At 48.3% G+C, this 17,308-nt stretch carries 17 protein-coding genes; 14 read left to right on the plus strand and 3 right to left on the minus strand.

Translation table 11 applies throughout. The features are described from left to right. The first annotated feature begins 456 nt into the window (after window positions 1–456). From AC4IFB_RS01925 to AC4IFB_RS01965, 9 genes are read left to right on the plus strand one after another with little or no spacing between them, the layout of a single operon-like run. Window positions 457–783, plus strand: a complete 327-nt coding sequence (locus AC4IFB_RS01925; RefSeq protein WP_490778684.1) for an ATPase — start codon at window positions 457–459, stop codon at window positions 781–783. Window positions 784–792: 9 nt separating this feature from the next. Further along, entirely contained in the window at window positions 793–1,851 is a 1,059-nt protein-coding gene (locus tag AC4IFB_RS01930) for a V-type ATPase subunit (protein ID WP_490779217.1), read from the plus strand. Between the two features lie 43 nt (window positions 1,852–1,894). Then, window positions 1,895–3,772: a V-type ATP synthase subunit I gene (locus AC4IFB_RS01935; protein ID WP_490778686.1), complete on the plus strand. Its 1,878-nt coding sequence runs from the start codon at window positions 1,895–1,897 to the stop codon at window positions 3,770–3,772. Window positions 3,773–3,809: 37 nt separating this feature from the next. Continuing rightward, complete coding sequence (locus AC4IFB_RS01940; RefSeq protein WP_490778687.1) at window positions 3,810–4,250, plus strand: ATP synthase subunit C; 441 nt, start codon at window positions 3,810–3,812, stop codon at window positions 4,248–4,250. Between the two features lie 6 nt (window positions 4,251–4,256). Further along, entirely contained in the window at window positions 4,257–4,580 is a 324-nt protein-coding gene (locus AC4IFB_RS01945; RefSeq protein WP_490778688.1) for a V-type ATP synthase subunit F, read from the plus strand. Window positions 4,581–4,594: 14 nt separating this feature from the next. Beyond that, window positions 4,595–5,227: a V-type ATP synthase subunit E gene (locus AC4IFB_RS01950; protein ID WP_490778689.1), complete on the plus strand. Its 633-nt coding sequence runs from the start codon at window positions 4,595–4,597 to the stop codon at window positions 5,225–5,227. A 2-nt stretch (window positions 5,228–5,229) separates the two neighbouring features. Continuing rightward, window positions 5,230–7,032: a V-type ATP synthase subunit A gene (locus AC4IFB_RS01955; RefSeq protein ID WP_490779218.1), complete on the plus strand. Its 1,803-nt coding sequence runs from the start codon at window positions 5,230–5,232 to the stop codon at window positions 7,030–7,032. Continuing rightward, window positions 7,029–8,408 carry a V-type ATP synthase subunit B gene (locus AC4IFB_RS01960; protein WP_490778691.1) on the plus strand — a complete coding sequence of 460 codons (1,380 nt, stop codon included), beginning with the start codon at window positions 7,029–7,031 and terminating at the stop codon, window positions 8,406–8,408. The genes AC4IFB_RS01955 and AC4IFB_RS01960 overlap by 4 nt, the downstream gene beginning before the upstream one ends. Further along, window positions 8,405–9,028 (plus strand): V-type ATP synthase subunit D, encoded by a 624-nt coding sequence (locus AC4IFB_RS01965; protein WP_490778692.1) that lies wholly within the window; start codon window positions 8,405–8,407, stop codon window positions 9,026–9,028. The genes AC4IFB_RS01960 and AC4IFB_RS01965 overlap by 4 nt, the downstream gene beginning before the upstream one ends. Window positions 9,029–9,309: 281 nt before the next feature. On the opposite strand, the gene AC4IFB_RS01970 is transcribed toward AC4IFB_RS01965, so the two are convergent. Beyond that, window positions 9,310–9,912 carry a type IV toxin-antitoxin system AbiEi family antitoxin domain-containing protein gene (locus AC4IFB_RS01970; protein ID WP_490779219.1) on the minus strand — a complete coding sequence of 201 codons (603 nt, stop codon included), beginning with the start codon at window positions 9,910–9,912 and terminating at the stop codon, window positions 9,310–9,312. A 294-nt stretch (window positions 9,913–10,206) separates the two neighbouring features. After that, window positions 10,207–10,758 (minus strand): phage integrase N-terminal SAM-like domain-containing protein, encoded by a 552-nt coding sequence (locus tag AC4IFB_RS01975; protein WP_490779226.1) that lies wholly within the window; start codon window positions 10,756–10,758, stop codon window positions 10,207–10,209. A 402-nt stretch (window positions 10,759–11,160) separates the two neighbouring features. On the opposite strand from AC4IFB_RS01975, the gene AC4IFB_RS01980 reads away from it, so the two are divergent. The 5 genes from AC4IFB_RS01980 to AC4IFB_RS02000 all read left to right on the plus strand — a co-directional run bounded on the left by AC4IFB_RS01980 (window position 11,161) and on the right by AC4IFB_RS02000 (window position 15,832). Beyond that, window positions 11,161–11,883 carry a hypothetical protein gene (locus AC4IFB_RS01980; RefSeq protein WP_490779220.1) on the plus strand — a complete coding sequence of 241 codons (723 nt, stop codon included), beginning with the start codon at window positions 11,161–11,163 and terminating at the stop codon, window positions 11,881–11,883. A 36-nt stretch (window positions 11,884–11,919) separates the two neighbouring features. Further along, entirely contained in the window at window positions 11,920–14,097 is a 2,178-nt protein-coding gene (locus AC4IFB_RS01985) for a hypothetical protein (protein WP_490779221.1), read from the plus strand. After that, complete coding sequence (locus AC4IFB_RS01990) at window positions 14,090–14,848, plus strand: hypothetical protein (RefSeq protein ID WP_490779222.1); 759 nt, start codon at window positions 14,090–14,092, stop codon at window positions 14,846–14,848. Before AC4IFB_RS01985 ends, AC4IFB_RS01990 begins: the two co-directional genes overlap by 8 nt. Window positions 14,849–15,149: 301 nt before the next feature. Then, window positions 15,150–15,404, plus strand: a complete 255-nt coding sequence (locus tag AC4IFB_RS01995) for a type II toxin-antitoxin system Phd/YefM family antitoxin (RefSeq protein WP_490779223.1) — start codon at window positions 15,150–15,152, stop codon at window positions 15,402–15,404. Continuing rightward, window positions 15,404–15,832, plus strand: coding sequence for a type II toxin-antitoxin system VapC family toxin (locus AC4IFB_RS02000; protein ID WP_490779224.1), 429 nt, complete (start codon window positions 15,404–15,406; stop codon window positions 15,830–15,832). Before AC4IFB_RS01995 ends, AC4IFB_RS02000 begins: the two co-directional genes overlap by 1 nt. A gap of 284 nt (window positions 15,833–16,116) precedes the next feature. On the opposite strand, the gene AC4IFB_RS02005 is transcribed toward AC4IFB_RS02000, so the two are convergent. Continuing rightward, the gene (locus tag AC4IFB_RS02005; protein WP_490779225.1) at window positions 16,117–17,112 is read right to left on the minus strand and encodes a transposase; all 996 of its coding nucleotides are present in this window, start codon (window positions 17,110–17,112) and stop codon (window positions 16,117–16,119) included. Between the last annotated feature and the right edge of the window lie 196 nt (window positions 17,113–17,308).

Here is a 17,308-nt window from a genome sequence, read left to right on the forward strand (position 1 = left end):
GCGCTGTTCCCCCCGGATTCCGTTGCACTTCATCCAGGCTACGGTCTAGGCAGCGCCTGCCAGCTCTCAGCAAGTAGTGGCTGAAGTGCATCAGCCGCATCCTGAGGAAATCATTTCCAACCCCTGCAGGCACTTCGAAACTTGCCATCGCCCTCACTAGTTGACTACTTGGTGGGGCATGGCCCCACCCGACCCGTATAAGCGTGGGGTGGGGCCATGCCCCACCATTTAAGAGCCATTGGAATTCAGTCACCAACTTGACAATAGACACTTTAAAAAAAACAAATCGATAAGATTCATGATCTAGCTCAAACAAGCTTTTACTTTAATAGTCCACATACAACTGCCAAATTGACTACACTATCTATGTGCTTCGGAAACGCCAAAATGCGTATCCATCTCACAACCTCTGAATAACGATTGAGTTAAACAATAAGCCGGGAGGTAAAGGGGTTAATGGAAGAGTCACTGCAGCGATTACTTGACGCCGAAAACAGGGCACAACAGATTCACTCCAAGGCAGAAGAGCAACGTGAACGCGTCATTCAAGAAGCCTTGAAGGATGCGAAAACAAAAGAAGAACATTTTGAATCCCGAATTCCCGAACTGCACGCCAGTTTTATGGAAAAGGCCGAAAGTCGAGCTGAGCAGACCATTGCTGAATTAAAAAAGCGCTTTGACGAACGACACGCCCAGCTGCGTGAATATGCCCAGGTTAGGGAAGATGATGCACTAGAGGCGGCCTTCGCAGTGCTGATCGATCCCAAAGCTGATGAGGACTGAGCCTGACCAATGAACTCACAACGGGATCAGGCCTATCTCAAAACCCGGGTTGGTGTGTTAGCTGCCCGACTCTTTTCTCATGAAGATATCGAGATCTTGAAGCAGATGTCCCTGCATCAATTGGGCGAACGCCTCGATCTGTTACCGATCTTCGAACAGGAGATCGATACCCGGCAGAAAAGTGGTCTTGTAGAACAGGCGCTACTGCAACGCCTGATGAATGAACTCAAAATATTGTTACGCCCACTGAGCGGCCGCTCCCGGGGTCTGATTCTCTACTGGCCCAGAAAATACGAACTCTATAACCTCAAGACCCTGATTCAAGGCAAATTGAATAATCTCGACATGCAGGAGATTCGACATAATCTCTATGCCCTGCCAGAGAACATCCGCCTGCCCCACGAAGCCCTGCTACAGGCTGAGAATGTGCAGGAGATGCTACGCCAGCTCGAACGGGGGCCCTATTCGCAGATTGCCCGGCAGGCGCGCAATGTCTATGAGGAGCAACATGAAAACTTCTCCCTTGGGGCTGCAATAGACCGTCTCTACTACACCGGCATGCTGGCCCAGGCAAATATCACTGACTGCAGTGACAAACGTGGGCTGAAAAAGGCCATAGGCTGCATGGTCGACCGACAGAATATTCTCTGGTTATTGCGCTATCGTCTGGTCTACCACTTCGCACCCAGCGAAGCTTACTATCTACTGATTCCCTATGGGGGGCAGATACAGCGGGACGACCTGATGACCCTGGCCAACGTAGATGGGCTGGATACTGTCATCAGCCAACTTCCCGAACCTTTTCACAGCTTGCTTGCTGGCAGTGTCCATATTACCGACGCACGTCAAAGACTCGACCAATGGGTCTCTGACCAGCTACGCCAGCTAATGCTCAACAGCCGTGATGCCGTAGTCTCAGCGCTCTGCTATCTGATCATCCGTGATATGGATATCTGGCGTCTCTACGCCATCACTCAAAGCAAGTTACTGGAGATGGAACCCAGCCTGGTTAATGAAGCGGTAAGTGGGCAGGGTCAAAGCGGAATGCACTCTGAGGAGGTGGCATGAAGTCACAACATCTCCTGTGCAATCGATCAAGGGGGAATTGCTGATGTTCAGCCCCCTGTCCATGAAACAGATCAGCATCAAGCTGCTCACTGAAGATCTGCCTGGCGCCTCAGTAATCCTCGCGGGCCTCAACAGTTTCAGCCCCGACAACCGTGCCTATGAAGAGACGGCCTTGCCGAAGGTTCCAGGACAGAGTTTTCGTGAACAGTTCAACCAGGCAAAGAGTCGCCTGGACAAGATCTCCACCTTAGTGGACTGCTCTCCATCCCCTTCTTCAGAGGAAGTGGTACCCATCACCGAGGAACAACTCACCCAAGCAAATCAGTGGCTTGGAGAGGCCTGGGAGACCTGTTCCGAGTTTGAAGAGCGGCAACGTCAGCAAACCGAAGAGTCTCGAACTATAGACCAGCTTGAAACCAGTCTCGCCAACTTCAGTAATCTGACCATCGACCTGGGACAACTCCAGAGGGAACAACCCTTTCTCGAAACCAGTATTGGCATGATCGCGACTGCCCGGATGAACCAGCTCAAGGATGCATTGGGACTGGATGGCTATCTGCTCTTTCCCTTCATGGAGAGTGAGAAAGAGAGCTACGTGTTGATCGTAGGCGCTAAGAGAGAGCAGAATTCGAAGCTTAAATCTGTACTCGACAGCGCTGGATTCCGTCCCTTGGAGATCCCCCCTGAGCTACATACCGAACCGGAAACGGCCAAGAGTCGTCTGGCGCAACGGCGTGAAGCTGTGGAGCAGGCCTCACAGCAACTCAAGACTGAGATCAGCGCATGGCGTGCAGACGCCCAGGATGGACTAAAGCAGGCAGCCCAGACCCTCCATCTGGCAGCCCCCTATGTCGCCCTCGGAGAGGCTGCACGACAGAGTGGCAAACTGTCGCGACTGCAAGGCTGGGTTCCAGCGGAAGACATGGGCCAGGTGGAGCGAGCACTGCAAAACAAGTTGTCCAATGCCTTTGTACTGGAGAGTCGCGACCCCTTTCCTGAAGAGCGTCCACTGGTGCCTTCAGTGATGCGCCACAGCCGGCTGCTCAAACCCTTTTCATCCCTGGTCATGCAGTATGGCGTACCCCGCTATGGTGAGGTCAACCCCACCCACCTGTTCGCCCTGACCTACATCCTGATGTTTGGCATGATGTTCGGTGACATTGGACACGGGGCAGTGATACTCGGCGTGTCACTTTTCATGCGCCGTAAGCTGGGTAGTTTTACCCCATTTGGTATTGCCGCAGGCCTCTCATCGATGGTGTTCGGTGTGCTCTACGGCAGTATCTTCGGTTTTGAGCATCTGTTTCATCCTCTGTGGATAGCACCACTCAGCGACCCCCTCTACATGCTCACTGTGGCCCTGCTGTGGGGTATAGGTTTTATTGCAATATCCAACCTGCTCAACATCCTCAACCATCTGGTACAGGGAGATCGGCTCGGTGCCCTGTTTGGCGATAATGGCCTGCTATCACTACTGCTCTATAGCGGCCTGTTAGGCACCGGATACAGCCTCTATGCGGATGGTCAAGTGGGTGGTCTATGGGCGGCTCTGACGATTCTCAGCCTGATCGGTATATTTGCCCACAAACTGCTTGAACAGGAGGCCTCAATCGGTGAGCGTCTACTGGTCGCTTTCATCGAAACCTTTGAAACCATCACCGGTTACGCTTCCAACACACTCTCCTTCCTGCGTGTTGCCGCATTCAGTTTGAACCATGTTGCACTGGCCATTGCTGTCTTTACCCTGGCCGGCATGATGGGCGAAACCGGCCACTGGATCACCATAATATTGGGCAATGTATTCATCCTGGTGCTGGAGGGACTGATCGTCGCCATCCAGGTACTGCGTTTGGAATTTTATGAAGGCTTCTCCCGCTTTTATGCTGGAGATGGCAAGGCATTTAAACCACTGACGCTATAACAAACGACTGAACTGCAAATAGAAAGAGGAGCACACTATGTACTGGCTTATCGCAGTAATGACTCTCGGCATCGTTGGCCTGATCGCCACCGGCATCATCATGGAGATGCAGCCGGCAAAGGTATCCAAACCCTGGTTCAAGCCAACCATCGGTGTCAACCTGGTGGTCTTTGTCTGCGCTCAGGCGGCATTGATCTTTATCGGTGCCCAGGATGTCATGGCGGCAGTGGAGCCGGCAGTTGAGGCGAGTGGAGAGATCTCCATCGGACTGGGCCTAGGCATCATCGGTGTCGGTATCCCAACCGCCCTGAGTACCATCGGTGCGGGTATCGCGGTAGGTCCCATTGGCGCCGCCTCACTGGCAGTGCTGGCAGAGAAACCGGAGATATTCGGCAGAACCCTGATCTATCTCGGCCTGGCTGAAGGTATCGCCATCTATGGTCTGGTGATGAGTATCCTGTTGCTCGATAAGATCTAAGAGACCATGACAGAGACCACAACCCACAACGTCAGAAATATATTTGTTGGCGGCCATGCGCTGACCGACGGCTTTCGTCTGATTGGATTCGAAACCCTGACAGATCCCGACAGTGCGCAGCTGGAAAAACTCCTCTCCACTCTGCTGCAAAAGAAACAACGGGCACTACTAATCATCGAGCAGTCGGTGAATCAACTCGATTCCAAATTGCTTGAACAGATTCGCAACGAAGGTGGGCGGATCGTACTTTCCGAGATACCCTCGCTGCACGACCCGGAGCATTTCCAATCGGATCTGGACGAAACCTTGAAACAACTGACCGGCGGTTAACAAGGAGATCCCATGTGAATCAGGTTGAAGCCCTTGAAAAAGCAATCCTGGATCGTGCTCAGCAAATGGCCAACGAGTGTCATAGCCGTGCCGAAGCAGGACGTAAGAATATTCTCAGCGAAGCCAGCGACAAACTCCATTTGCGGGAAGAGAAAGAGACCCTGCTGGCAAAATCCCAGGCAGATCGCGCCTACCTGCGTAAGGTTCAGGCAGATGAACTGAAACTGCAGAGCAAGATGGATCATATGCGCTGGAACCTGGTACAGGTGGTCATCGACCGACTGAAACAGCAGATGAGCGACTACAGCAAGGATGAGGAGCGCTACTTCAAACTGCTGCAAGCCCTACTGCAGCAGGCAGCTGAACAGATCGATTCTGATCAAGTGGAAGTCATGGTCAACCAGGACGATCTAAATCGGCTGAAACCGAAATGGTCACAACTTACTGCTGATCTTGCATCGAGAAAAACCTTCCTGCTGCAAGACGATACAGTCAATACCATTGGCGGCTGCCTGGTCACCACCCAGGATAGACGGGTACAGATCGACCATACCTTCGAGGGTCGCCTCTCTCGCCTTGAACGCAAGGTCCATCAGGCCTTGGTCGAACGGCTTCTGCCCCCCATCGGTGACGGACAGGCACTCTAAACATGAACAATACAATCAACAAAAAAGGCATCATCAAAGAGATAAACGGCCCCATTGTCACGATAAAATTACCCGGGGTACAAAATGGCGAACAAGTGCGTATCGGCAGCCTCGGTCTCTATGGTGAGGTGATCTCGCTGGAGGGTGAAGAAGCCCTGGCACAGATCTACGAATCCACCGAAATGGTTCGCCCAGGCGAGCCAGTAGAAGGATTGGGACATCCACTCTCTGTGGAACTCGGCCCAGGCCTTATCGGCGGTATCTTTGACGGGGTGCAGCGCCCCCTGGAAGCGATGTTTCTCAAGGCTGGGGATCAGATCCCCAGAGGACTCAGCCCCCTACCCCTGGATCGGGAAAAAGAGTGGCACTTTGTCCCCTCCGAAAACCTGGAACCCAACATGCCCATCATCGGTGGCGCCGTACTCGGCAGAGTTCAGGAGAGTGAAACTGTCGAGCACCGAATTCTGGTGCCCCCCAATATTGATGGGGAGCTGATCGAGCTCGCCCCCGAAGGCAAATACCACCTTGAAGAGAGCATCGGGCAGGTGCGCGACTATAGCGGCCAGATCCACCATCTCAAGCTATACCATCGCTGGCCTGTACGTCGTCCTCGCCCCTACCAAAGCAGGGACAACGGCATTGAGCCCCTGATCACCGGACAACGTATTCTCGACACCTTCTTCCCGCTGTTGAAGGGGAGTAAATGCGCAGTACCCGGCCCCTTCGGTGCAGGCAAAACCGTAGTCCAGCACCAGGTCGCCCGCTGGGCCAACGCCGACATCGTAATCTATGTGGGTTGTGGTGAACGCGGCAATGAACTGGTGGATGTACTCGACAGCTTTCCCAAGTTGAAAGACCCCTACACCGGCCGCCCACTGATGGATCGCACCCTGCTGATTGCAAACACCTCCAACATGCCGGTGGTGGCCCGTGAAGCCTCCATCTATGTCGGCATCACCATCGCCGAATACTATCGCGATCAAGGTTTCGACGTGGTCATGCTCGCCGACTCAACCAGTCGCTGGGCCGAAGCCCTGCGGGAGGTCTCCGGTCGCCTCGGCCAGATGCCCGTGGAAGAGGGCTACCCGGCATACCTGGCCTCTCGTCTCGCAGCATTCTATGAACGTGCCGGACGGGTGGAGACCATGGACAGCGGCAAAGGCTCGGTGACATTAATCGGAGCCGTTTCCCCCCCAGGCGGCGACTTCTCAGAGCCGGTCACCAGCCACACCAAAGAGATCATTCAGACCTTCTGGGCTCTCTCCAAAGAGCTGGCGGATGCGCGTCACTATCCCGCTATAGACTGGGTCGACAGCTTCTCAGCCGATGTGGGCACCGCAGCCGTATGGTGGCATGAGAACATCGATCGCAACTGGGAGAAACGCAGAGCCCAGGCCCTGGGAATGCTGGCGCGGGATGCTGAGCTATCACGCATCGTCAACCTGGTTGGCCCCGAAGCCCTCTCCTCAGCCCAGCGATGGGTACTGGAGGGTGCAGGTCTCATCAAGGAGGGGGTGCTGCAACAGAGCGCTCTCGATCCGGTAGATACATTCTCATCACCGGAGAAACAGTTCATGCTGCTTGACCTGATCCTGGCGGTATATGACGCCGGGGCCGAACTGATCGAACTCGGCGTACCAGTGCAGGAGCTCTCGGACATGTCGGTGCTGGCTCGACTGCGTCGTTGCAAAGAGCTCTACGACTCCTCCCAGATCGACCAGCTAAAAGCCTTCCGGGATGAAGCTCTGAACGACTTCAAAGAGATCCATTCCGAATACGCGCAAAGAGGAGAACAGACAGCATGAGTGCAAAGGAGTACCGAACCGCCTCCTCCGCCCGTGGCGGCCTGTTAACCGTAGCCAACGTACCCGATATCGCCTTCGGTGACCGGGTTCGTATCCGCGACAAGCAGGGCAACACCCGCAACGGCCAGGTGATCCGAACCTCAGACGAAGAGGTATTGATTCAGGTCTTCGAGGGCACCTCAGAGATCGACCTGGAGAGCACCTGGGTGCGCTTCCTCGATGAACCCGTTGAGATCGCCCTCTCCCCCGAGATACTCGGCCGCATCTTCAACGGACTCGGAGAACCCAGGGATTTCCGTCCCCCGATCGTCTCCAGTCTGCGCCGCAGCATCAGCGCCGCCGCCTTCAACCCGGCAGCCCGCACCTACCCAAGAGAGTTCATCCAGACCGGCATCTCAACCATCGACGGTCTCAACTCCCTGGTAAGGGGTCAGAAGCTACCCATCTTCTCCGCCTCCGGCCTGCCCCACAACCGACTTGCAGCACAGATCGTACGCCAGGCAAAACTGCCCGATGACGACAGCCGCTTCTCCGTAGTTTTCGCCGCAATGGGAGTCTCATACGCCGATGCCCGTTTCTTTCAGGAGGAGTTTGCCTCCTCAGGCGTATTAGGGAATGTGGTCATGTTCGTCAACATGGCCGATGATCCGCCGGTGGAACGCCTCACGCTACCCCGGATGGCACTGACTGCTGCCGAATACCTGGCCTTCGATCTCGATCGCCACGTACTGGTGGTAATGACCGACATGACCCACTACGCAGAAGCCCTGCGTGAAGTGGCCACAGCCAAGGGCGACGTACCTGCAAGAAAGGGCTACCCCGGCTATCTCTACTCCGATCTGGCAGAGATTTACGAGCGCTCCGGTCGCATCAAAGACCGACATGGCTCCATCACCCTGGTGCCGGTATTGAGCATGCCCAGTGACGATATCACCCACCCGATTCCCGACCTCACCGGCTATATCACCGAGGGCCAGATCGTACTCAGCCGGGAGCTGAACAACCAGGGCATCTACCCCCCGGTACACATCTCACCCTCCCTCTCTCGACTGATGAAAGACGGTATCGGCAAAGACTTTACCCGCGAGGATCACCCCCACGTCTCCAACCAGCTCTACGCCCTCTACGCCAGAGCCCTGGAGACCAGGAACCTCGCCTCCATCATCGGTGCAGACGAACTCTCCACCAGAGACCGGCGCTATCTTGAGTTTGCCGACGCCTTCGAGAGTCGCTTCGTGCGTCAGAGAGAAGATGAAGATCGCAGCATAGAAGAGACCCTGAACCTGGCCTGGGATCTACTCTCAACCTTCCCAGCCCAGGCACTGACCCGGGTCAACGAAACCGAAATCGCAAAATACCATCGGCAGAGCGTATGACCGGAAAACGCATCAAGGCCGCACCGACCAAAAACACACTGCTGCAACTCAAACGGCAGCTCAACTTTTTGGATCAAGGCCACAACCTGCTTGAAAGAAAAAGAGAGCTGTTGACCAGACTGGTCTACCAGCGCATCAGTGAATACCGAAAAGTAAGGGACCAATCACACCAGGCAATCAAACAGGCCTACCACTGGCTAAGCCTGCTACAGATGCGTATGGGCAGCCGCGCCATCAACCAGACAGCACTGAGCATTCAACAAGTTCTGGAACTGAAAATACTCCCCAGACGCAACCTGGGTGTAGAGTTCCCATCGGTGACCGGTAAAGTAAAACCACTAAACCCGGTTGGGCTGCTGGGTACAGATCCCAGCTTCGATGACACCCGAAGATACTTTGCAGAGGCCTCCCTGCTACTGGCAAAAATGGGAGAAGTCTCAATGAGTCTGAACCGATTGATTGCAGAGCAGAGAAAAGCACAGAAGCGGGTAAATGCACTGCGTTACAACATTATTCCCCAATATAAAGAGACGATTAAGTTTATCGAGAATGCGCTTGAGGAAGAGGAGCGGAATGCTTTGTTTCAGGTTAAGGTGTTGAGGGATCAGAACAGGATATAGTTGGAATAATAGTGGAACTCGACAACTAATCACCTGACAAAATCTCTGCCAAAGGAGTTCGCCTCCCTTGGTTGAACTCCCGCAAAGGCCCCGCTATAAATTACTAACCATACCTGACTATTACTGCTTACAACTGTTTGTAGTTTCCTAAATGTATTCGCATCAAGATCGATACAGTAACCTCTGGATTACATATTGCCGTAGAACGTAATCATAATCCTCGCCTCGCTCCTTGGCGAGATTTAACAACCGCTGCTGGATAGAGTCCGCCGATCCATTGCTCATACCAGGCTCTCCATATAGGGCCGAATGACATTCAGTACCCGGCATACCCCAGCGTAGTGTACCAGGTCATCCATAGTGAACCGTTTCTCGCGCCAGCCCTCCCGCAGTGCTTCCAGGGCCACATCGAGGCCGATCTTGTTCCGGTATTTGAAACAATCCGCCACTGTCTTGGCCGCATTAAATACCTTTACAACCTCGCCATCTATCACAGTCTGCTCGACACCTTCTACCAGGGCCGGACCGGACATATAGAGGTAACGAACCTTAGGATAATTTATCTTCGGCGCCCTCGCCTTTCGATCAATCGCGATCCAGATTTCATGAGGATGCTGCGTGGTAAACCCGTGATAACTCAGCGCCGACAGCAGTGCGATTACCCCGTTCGGAACCTGCCTGGCTACGGCCAGCAGGGAGACATGCTGCTCGCTTTCCCGGTCTGGTGTTTGATACAAACCCCGACCTACACGGACTAGCTTCCCCTCTTCTGCCAGACGAGGCAGATACTCTCTCGGTAGTCCAGCCACAACGACATCTGCAGCACGAATAACAGCATTTTTTTTTGCCAGATCTAGGACTTGTTGCTTTTTTGACGTGCTCACAGATAATCACAAAGCATCGGCAGTAACTAATAATTGCCGACATTATGTGATTTTTAGAAAATAAAGTCCAGGCAATCAAACAGGCCTACCACTGGCTAAGTCTGCTACAGCATAAATTGCACTTTTGTGGTGAGACATTGTGTCGTTGTAACTCCTTAGAATGGCTCGCTACTCCGCGTCGATACGCGCTGCGCAAGGACGCACAAGAGTCACGGGTACAGGGATGTGCAGGAGCGACCCTTGCCTTGCCCTGCACCACCACAAACTCACACTTCACGCTGGTAACTGATCTTTTTAGGTTAAAACCTCACCCAGCGGACTACGCACAGCAGACCCACCCCGATTGAGAACATGAGTATAGATCTGTGTTGTACGTAGATCATTATGCCCCAACTGCTCTTGTACCGTTCGAATATCCTGAACTCTTAGCCTGACACTCTCGATCAATCTAAGACCAGAACCATACTGCAAACAGGCAATCAACCAATTTTGACCCTGCAGTCTATTCAATATTTGTGCTACTTCCGCACGAGTTAAAACAACCGGCAGCCGCTTGGGCCTTTTGGCGCGAACGATACCATTGATCTCATTCAAAGGCTGCTCTAAAACATGGCGATACATAAAGACCAATGCATTCAACGCCACATTCTGAGTGCTTGCGGCAACATTGCCATTAACAGCTAAATGCGTAAGAAATTGAGAAACCTCAGATTCACGCATGTCCTTAGGGTGACGTTTATTGTGGTAGTAGATATAACGTTTGATCCAATGAAGATAAGTATCCTCTGTTCTTCTGCTGTAGTGCCGCACCCTTATTTTATTTATAACTTGTTGTAAGAAGGTGATTTTTGACTGTTCTCATTCATATATATTTCTCTTCTTGTTCTCTTTTTTTTAAATAGTATTTTAGTTCTCATGTGATTTGAAATTAAGAAATATCTGGATAGAAGGCGTTTTGCTCGAATTTAACAGGTCATGGAATTTAATTGTGTGCCTCAAAGAGCATACACACTGGTAAAATGATGATTTTTAGTATAAAAATATAGAAGACAGGGAGGTTGGCGCGCACAAGCTTTTCCTCCCTTCGATTGTAGATATAAGTCACTATTCCCGTTTTTAACGGTGCAAATGGCCTGCTATCCAGCATTTATTGCATGATAGCGGAAGGTGTCACGTTGAAGTGGGTGATTAGTCAGGTTATAAGGCAATGTGCCTTAGAATATATGTTATATGTAAGAAGGAGAATTGATGAGCTCCACGTTTTATTGTGAAAAGTGTGGAACTGATGTGCCCGAATTAGTAGTTAGCGAAGAGGGGTGGAAAGCGATTGAAATATCTCTTTTGAATAAATCAGTAACTCTTGCTGCTGCAGAACTTAAGTATTTCGCGGACTGTGAAGAGAGCGAATCGAAAGAATTTATAAATCATTCATTACGGTGCGCTTATGCATGGCCTATTGCTAGAGAAGATGAAGAATTACTATTTAAAATAAAAGAAGCATTTAGTGGCGCATTAAAACCAAATCACTTTACGGACTATATGCATTGTGATGAATGTTATGAACATGACCAAACGCCTAGAAATTGTAGTAAGGAAACAGCAACAAGAAATGCTTTTGGGAATTTTGGATGGGATCAAATAACCTTTTCATCAGGAGAAGGGCTTTTATACTACTTTCCTGTATTGGCTAGATTTGCATTGCTGCCAGATCTTTGGATGAATATTGATTGGTATGGTAATCAACTGCTTAGTCATCTAACGTGGGACGTCAGATCAAATAAGCTCTATACAATATGCAACAACATACAAAAGGAATCTTTGCTTATGCTCCTAAATCATATGCAGGCAACTAGATCAAGACAACTAAACAACTATATGATAACGAAAGAACTTAATTTGGCACTAGAAATCTGGTCAGACATATTACCAAGCTTCCATCGGTCGCAGTCGCTGCCGCGCCTGCTCCGCTGAAGGCAACGTTAGGCCAACAAATAATGGAGATGTAAAGTGCTAGGTAGTCAAAAACAATATTTCGAAATAAGATCGCTACAAAAAGGGCTACACAATGGGCAAATACGTAGCACACTTATAGCTGATGCCACTACAAATGAATTTAAGCGGCTGGTTGAGCAAGCATATTCTCATCATCACACTAATGTAATATTCTCTGAGCCAATGGTTTATGGTGAAAGAGATACCGGTATACCATCTCCAGAATATATTACTTATATATTTCATACTGATGAGGACGAAGGATATTTTATAAAGCCAGAAATACGCTTAGGTGGGCCTCTTGGCGGCGTGCTTAATTGTGATTTAATAGAAGAGAGATTGTTGAGCGATATTCCAATTAAGGCGTCTAACGACTTATATTTCTTAGTGGGTGAAATAGGTATGGGTAAAACGACACTTATCTCGCATATTTTGGCCAACAAGGGGAAAGCATGGCTTGAAGAGGAAAACTATATTGTTGTCCATCTGGATGCAGATAAAAGCAATCGACATAAAGTTCCAGAAAAAATCAAGGCTCTTCAAAATCTCTACGAAAAAATAATTGACGAGCTACTTAAGCTGGCGAAATTTACTGACGATATTAATCACAAGAAAGTGCAGTCGATAGATGTGTCGTCTATGCCGCATAAAGATATGATGCACATTGAAGCGACATGGCTTAGATCAATATCGTCTGTTATAGAACTAACATATAGGAACTTTGGGAAGAGGGTTATTTTATTTATAGATAACTTGGATTATCTATATCATATTAACGATAGATCACACTTCTCAAAAAAAAGGAATTTAAAAGCAAAAGAGGCTAAAGACTTTATTGAGTATTTTATTAATATATTTGTTGAAGGTGGCAATGGCGCGCTAGCAACATCTGGGATAAAGATTATGTTTTCATTACGCCCAGATAGCCTATATCTATTACAGTCTGCTGTGCATTTGCTACCTAATCATGTATTCAATAACGAAGAAAATATTTTTTTCTATAAATCTCCGTCTACATATGAGGTTTTACTTGGCAGATATAGGCTTTTAAAGAAAATAATTAGTATGGTAAAGGTGGAAGGAAAAGAAAAGAGAATGTCCGAGTTGTTAGTGATATATGACAAAATACTAGATCACTACAAACGCAGTGAGTGTAAAAACAATAAAATAGAATATTGTGATAAAAATCTTTTTCAACGATTATCCTCTCTTTCGAAGCAAGGACTTAGACAAATACTAGAACACATGTCTAATTATAGTTGGCTTGGTGATGAGCAGCTAGCTGATTTAGGTATAGAGTTGGATGAGCGATTTGCCTATCAATCGTCACCATCAGTACTTACGTTTACCACGGGAGGAAAAAGGTATTTTTCTCAATTTACATCTGCATTCCCTAATTTTTATTTGGTAGATAGTAGTGCTGCTTCTGCATTATTGAAAGAAGAAGGTTTCAGAGGTGATATACTGCGACCTCATCGGCACACTTATTGGTTAAAAAGACTCATTGCTGAGTATGTATATTCAAGTGATGATTGTGTACATTTAAGTGAGATATTAGATGTATTCATGCATAAAGGAGATGATAAGGAAAAACCAAATGGGTATGAAGAATCTATAGTAAGGCTTGCCACTGCCAGCCTCTGTCAAACTGATAGGTCAAATGTAATGGTGGCCGAATTGGATGTAAGTGCGGATGGAGGGGATCTTGGTATAGGAGAATTGAGGATTACGGAAAGAGGTAAGTATTGCCTTGATTGTTATATAGATACATTCCAGTATTTGCAATTAATAGTAGATGATTACATGCTGTCATCTCCAAAATGTATTGCTGCGCAAATGTACTATAAGAAAGACTATGGTTATCTGGTCTACCCCCAACCTGATTATCATAAACAATCATCACTTATGGTTTCAGCGAAAGCCCGTCAGGTTTATCTATTACTAAAAGTGCTCGATATTTCTTTGTCACTGGAAAGAGAACTTTATCCAAATGTATTCCAGAGACTAGAAGCCGAAGGAGTTAGGGTTCCCAATATAACGGAGGTGGTTGACAATATATCACTATCTTTAGGTAATTTACGGAAATACCTAAAGGAGTTAAAAATACATACAGAGTATATGGGTGACTCGATTGTGTTTGAGGATCAAATAAGAACTCAACTTTCTGATGCCTATGCTGTTTACCATGATTAAGCGACTGCTTTCATTTGCGACTATTATTATAGTGCTGTTTGCCGTTCCACGTTTTGTTGTTGGTAAGGATAATGATCGAGAAATATTCTACTCGATTAATGACAATGGCATTATGGAATACTCAATTATAATTCCAGAGAAATCAGAGGTTACTCAGTATTACAGTGCATACATTGACACAGTTCACAGAAAGCGCCTTCTAAGTGAAGGGAAATTAAAGTCAGATAAGTATTGGGTGAATGGAAGTTACACTTTAACCTCTCAAAGGAAAGGAAATATCATAGTTCGCCTACTAGATAAAAAGAAAAATACCATAGGCGTAGTTAGCAAAGAGTATCAATACAATAAAACTGGTACAACAAAGACAATGGACTTTATTAACCCATTCTTTGGTATTGTTGGAGTGTTGGTTGGCTTCTTTATAAATATATACAAAGAAAAACACGACAGACTAAGGACTGAAAACGAAAAAAACCAAGAAAGAGTCCAAAATGTATATTTAGCTTTAGCAACACTAATCGATAATTGGGATCTTGCTCATAGAGAAACAGCAAGTATGTCAAAATATCTAAAGCCTAGATACATAAGAAAAATGCTTGCTTTTCAGTCGCGAAAAGAAAATCATCACGAAATAGTTACTAGGCCAAAAATAATATTCCATGAATGGTCAAATTGCCGTGCAACTGATAATGACTGCAAGGAACTTGAAGAAATAAAGATTATCGTATCAAAAATGATGATAATGGCCTAATAATACTAACTAAATACTAACTAGACACCCACTCCAAATAGGTTTGATTTAGGCCCCTCAGATTCAAGATTGCAATACCAACACGTCTTAATAATTGGATCGATATGATCAAGCAAACCGGGACACCCAACATTTATTTACAATAATCGCACAGCAATAATTGTCATTATCTTATTGATTTATAATTACATTTATAAATTCAGATGATGGGTACACCGAAATGATTTTGACTGTAAATGTACAAACGGCAAATAATGTAGTAACGTACCTACATTAGACATCCTGTTCAGGAGGTACCGCCATGACCATCACGACGCTATCCAGCCGAGATCTCAATCAGGACGTGAGTCGCGCCAAGAAAGCGGCCAAAAATGGCCCGGTGTTTATCACGGATCGCGGCAAGCCGGCACATGTACTGTTGAGTATCGAGGAATACCAGCGACTAACGGGTCAACATAGAAACCTCGTTGAGGCACTGTCCATGCCGGGTATTGCCGATATCGAGATTGAGCTTCACCATTCGCGTGAGCTTCCTCGAGCAGCGGAATTTGACTGATGTTTCTGCTCGATACCAACGTCATTTCCGAATTGCGCAAGGCCGGCAATGGTAAGGCTGATCACAACGTAACCCAATGGCTGTCAGATTTGGATGCCACCAATTTCTACATCTCGGCTGTAACCGTCATGGAACTTGAACTTGGCATTTTACGCGTGGATCGTCGTGATACTGCTCAAGGGGCGCTGTTGCGCACCTGGATGGACAACCGTGTTCTCCCGGAATTTACCGACCGTACATTACCGATCGATGAAGTTGTAGCGCTTCGATGTGCGCAACTACATGTTCCCAACCCTCGCCCGGAGCGAGACGCCTATATTGCGGCCACCGCTCTAGTTCATGGTTTGACTGTAGTGACCCGGAATGTGGTCGACTTTAAATCGACAGGGGTAACCATCATCAATCCATGGGAAGCCCAACAAAAATAAAACGAACAAGACATAGATGGACACCCCCCCCGGCATTGGGGACACCCAGCATTTTATCCCGACTAACTAGACACCCACTCCAAATAGGTTTGATTTAGGCCCCTCAGATTCAAGATTGCAGTACCAACACGTCTTAATAATTGGATCGATGTGATCAAAAAATATGAAGAATGACCGGGTCTTTAGATTGAAGTGCGGTTTTTAATGTATGTTTGCAGATTCGCAGGCGCAACATAACCTCAGCCCTGTATAGCTGATTGATATTTTAAATTTAAAAAGCAAGACTAGCTGAGTAGCTCTATCACAGAACCTAAATTTGGCGTTCGTCGAAATTTAAGTTTGCGACAGGCCGCTTTTAGTGCATGACTTGCTCCAACTAGCCCTTTGAATCGACTTTCAAAATGTTCAGCCATGTAGAGCCAATGTTTAGAATCGATCTGTAGCCTATCGAGAACAGGCGGTTTATGGTCAGGTATGTAACCACGCTTATTATCTAGGATGGCGCGCCCCGTCCAATCAACAAGCTCAAGATAGTCTACAAGACGAAAAGGTATGCCCTTAGGCATATCTTTTCTCGGGTAACCAACAAAAGGTAGAAGGCCACTGGGAGTCTTGATTTCTTTATCACTATCAGAATTTTCTTTGAATAGTTGGGTGCGCTCTTTGATGGAGGTGCATTCAGACTCCTCAGGCGTCTCAGCCAGCCCTGCGCGAATCGGGTTGAGATCTACATAGGCCATACAGGCTGCGAGGGCCTTCTCATCTAACAGCGCCTGGGATTTATAGCGCCCCTCCCAGAAGCGACCCGTACAGCCATCATCTTTATTGGCCTTACGGGCAATCGGCTCATTAAGACAGCGCATAAACCAGCTGATGTCGTGAAGCCTTGTGCGCCATTTAGCCAGTAATTCAGAAACCGAACCACGTTCTGCCAGAGTGATAGTTTCTCTGCCCAGATAGCGTTGTACAACCACGGGTAGTGAAAAGAGCCTACTCCAACGTTCAATCACTTCATGGTCATCCCACTCTGTAGCAAGTTGGCTATCGACATGGAGAATAACGTGATAGTGATTGTGGAGTACAGCATATGAACAGATATCAATTGCATAAATATCAGCAAGCTGCTTCATGCGATCGACGATCCACTGGCGTCGATGTTCATAGCTTTCACCGGTATGGGAATCCACACCGCAAAGAAAAGCGCGGCGAACACATCGGGAAACGCAGTGGTAGTAAGGGGTCTCTTCCAGAAGCACCAGAGCTTTCCTTGGCTTGGGCATCGTATCACTCCTTGATAGCTGATGAAGATAGAAAGATTGCCAGACTGGATAATTTTTGGCAAGTTATTGAGTCGCCGTAGAGCCCCGTCATACACAACCTGAATGATCATGTATGACAGGCCCCCGGCACAGATCCGTACGTGCGCTACTAACGCATACGGCTCCTACATCGAGTCAAACGCTGAAGCGCTCTGAC

The organism is Candidatus Thiodiazotropha sp. AKIB8 (assembly GCF_058244675.1).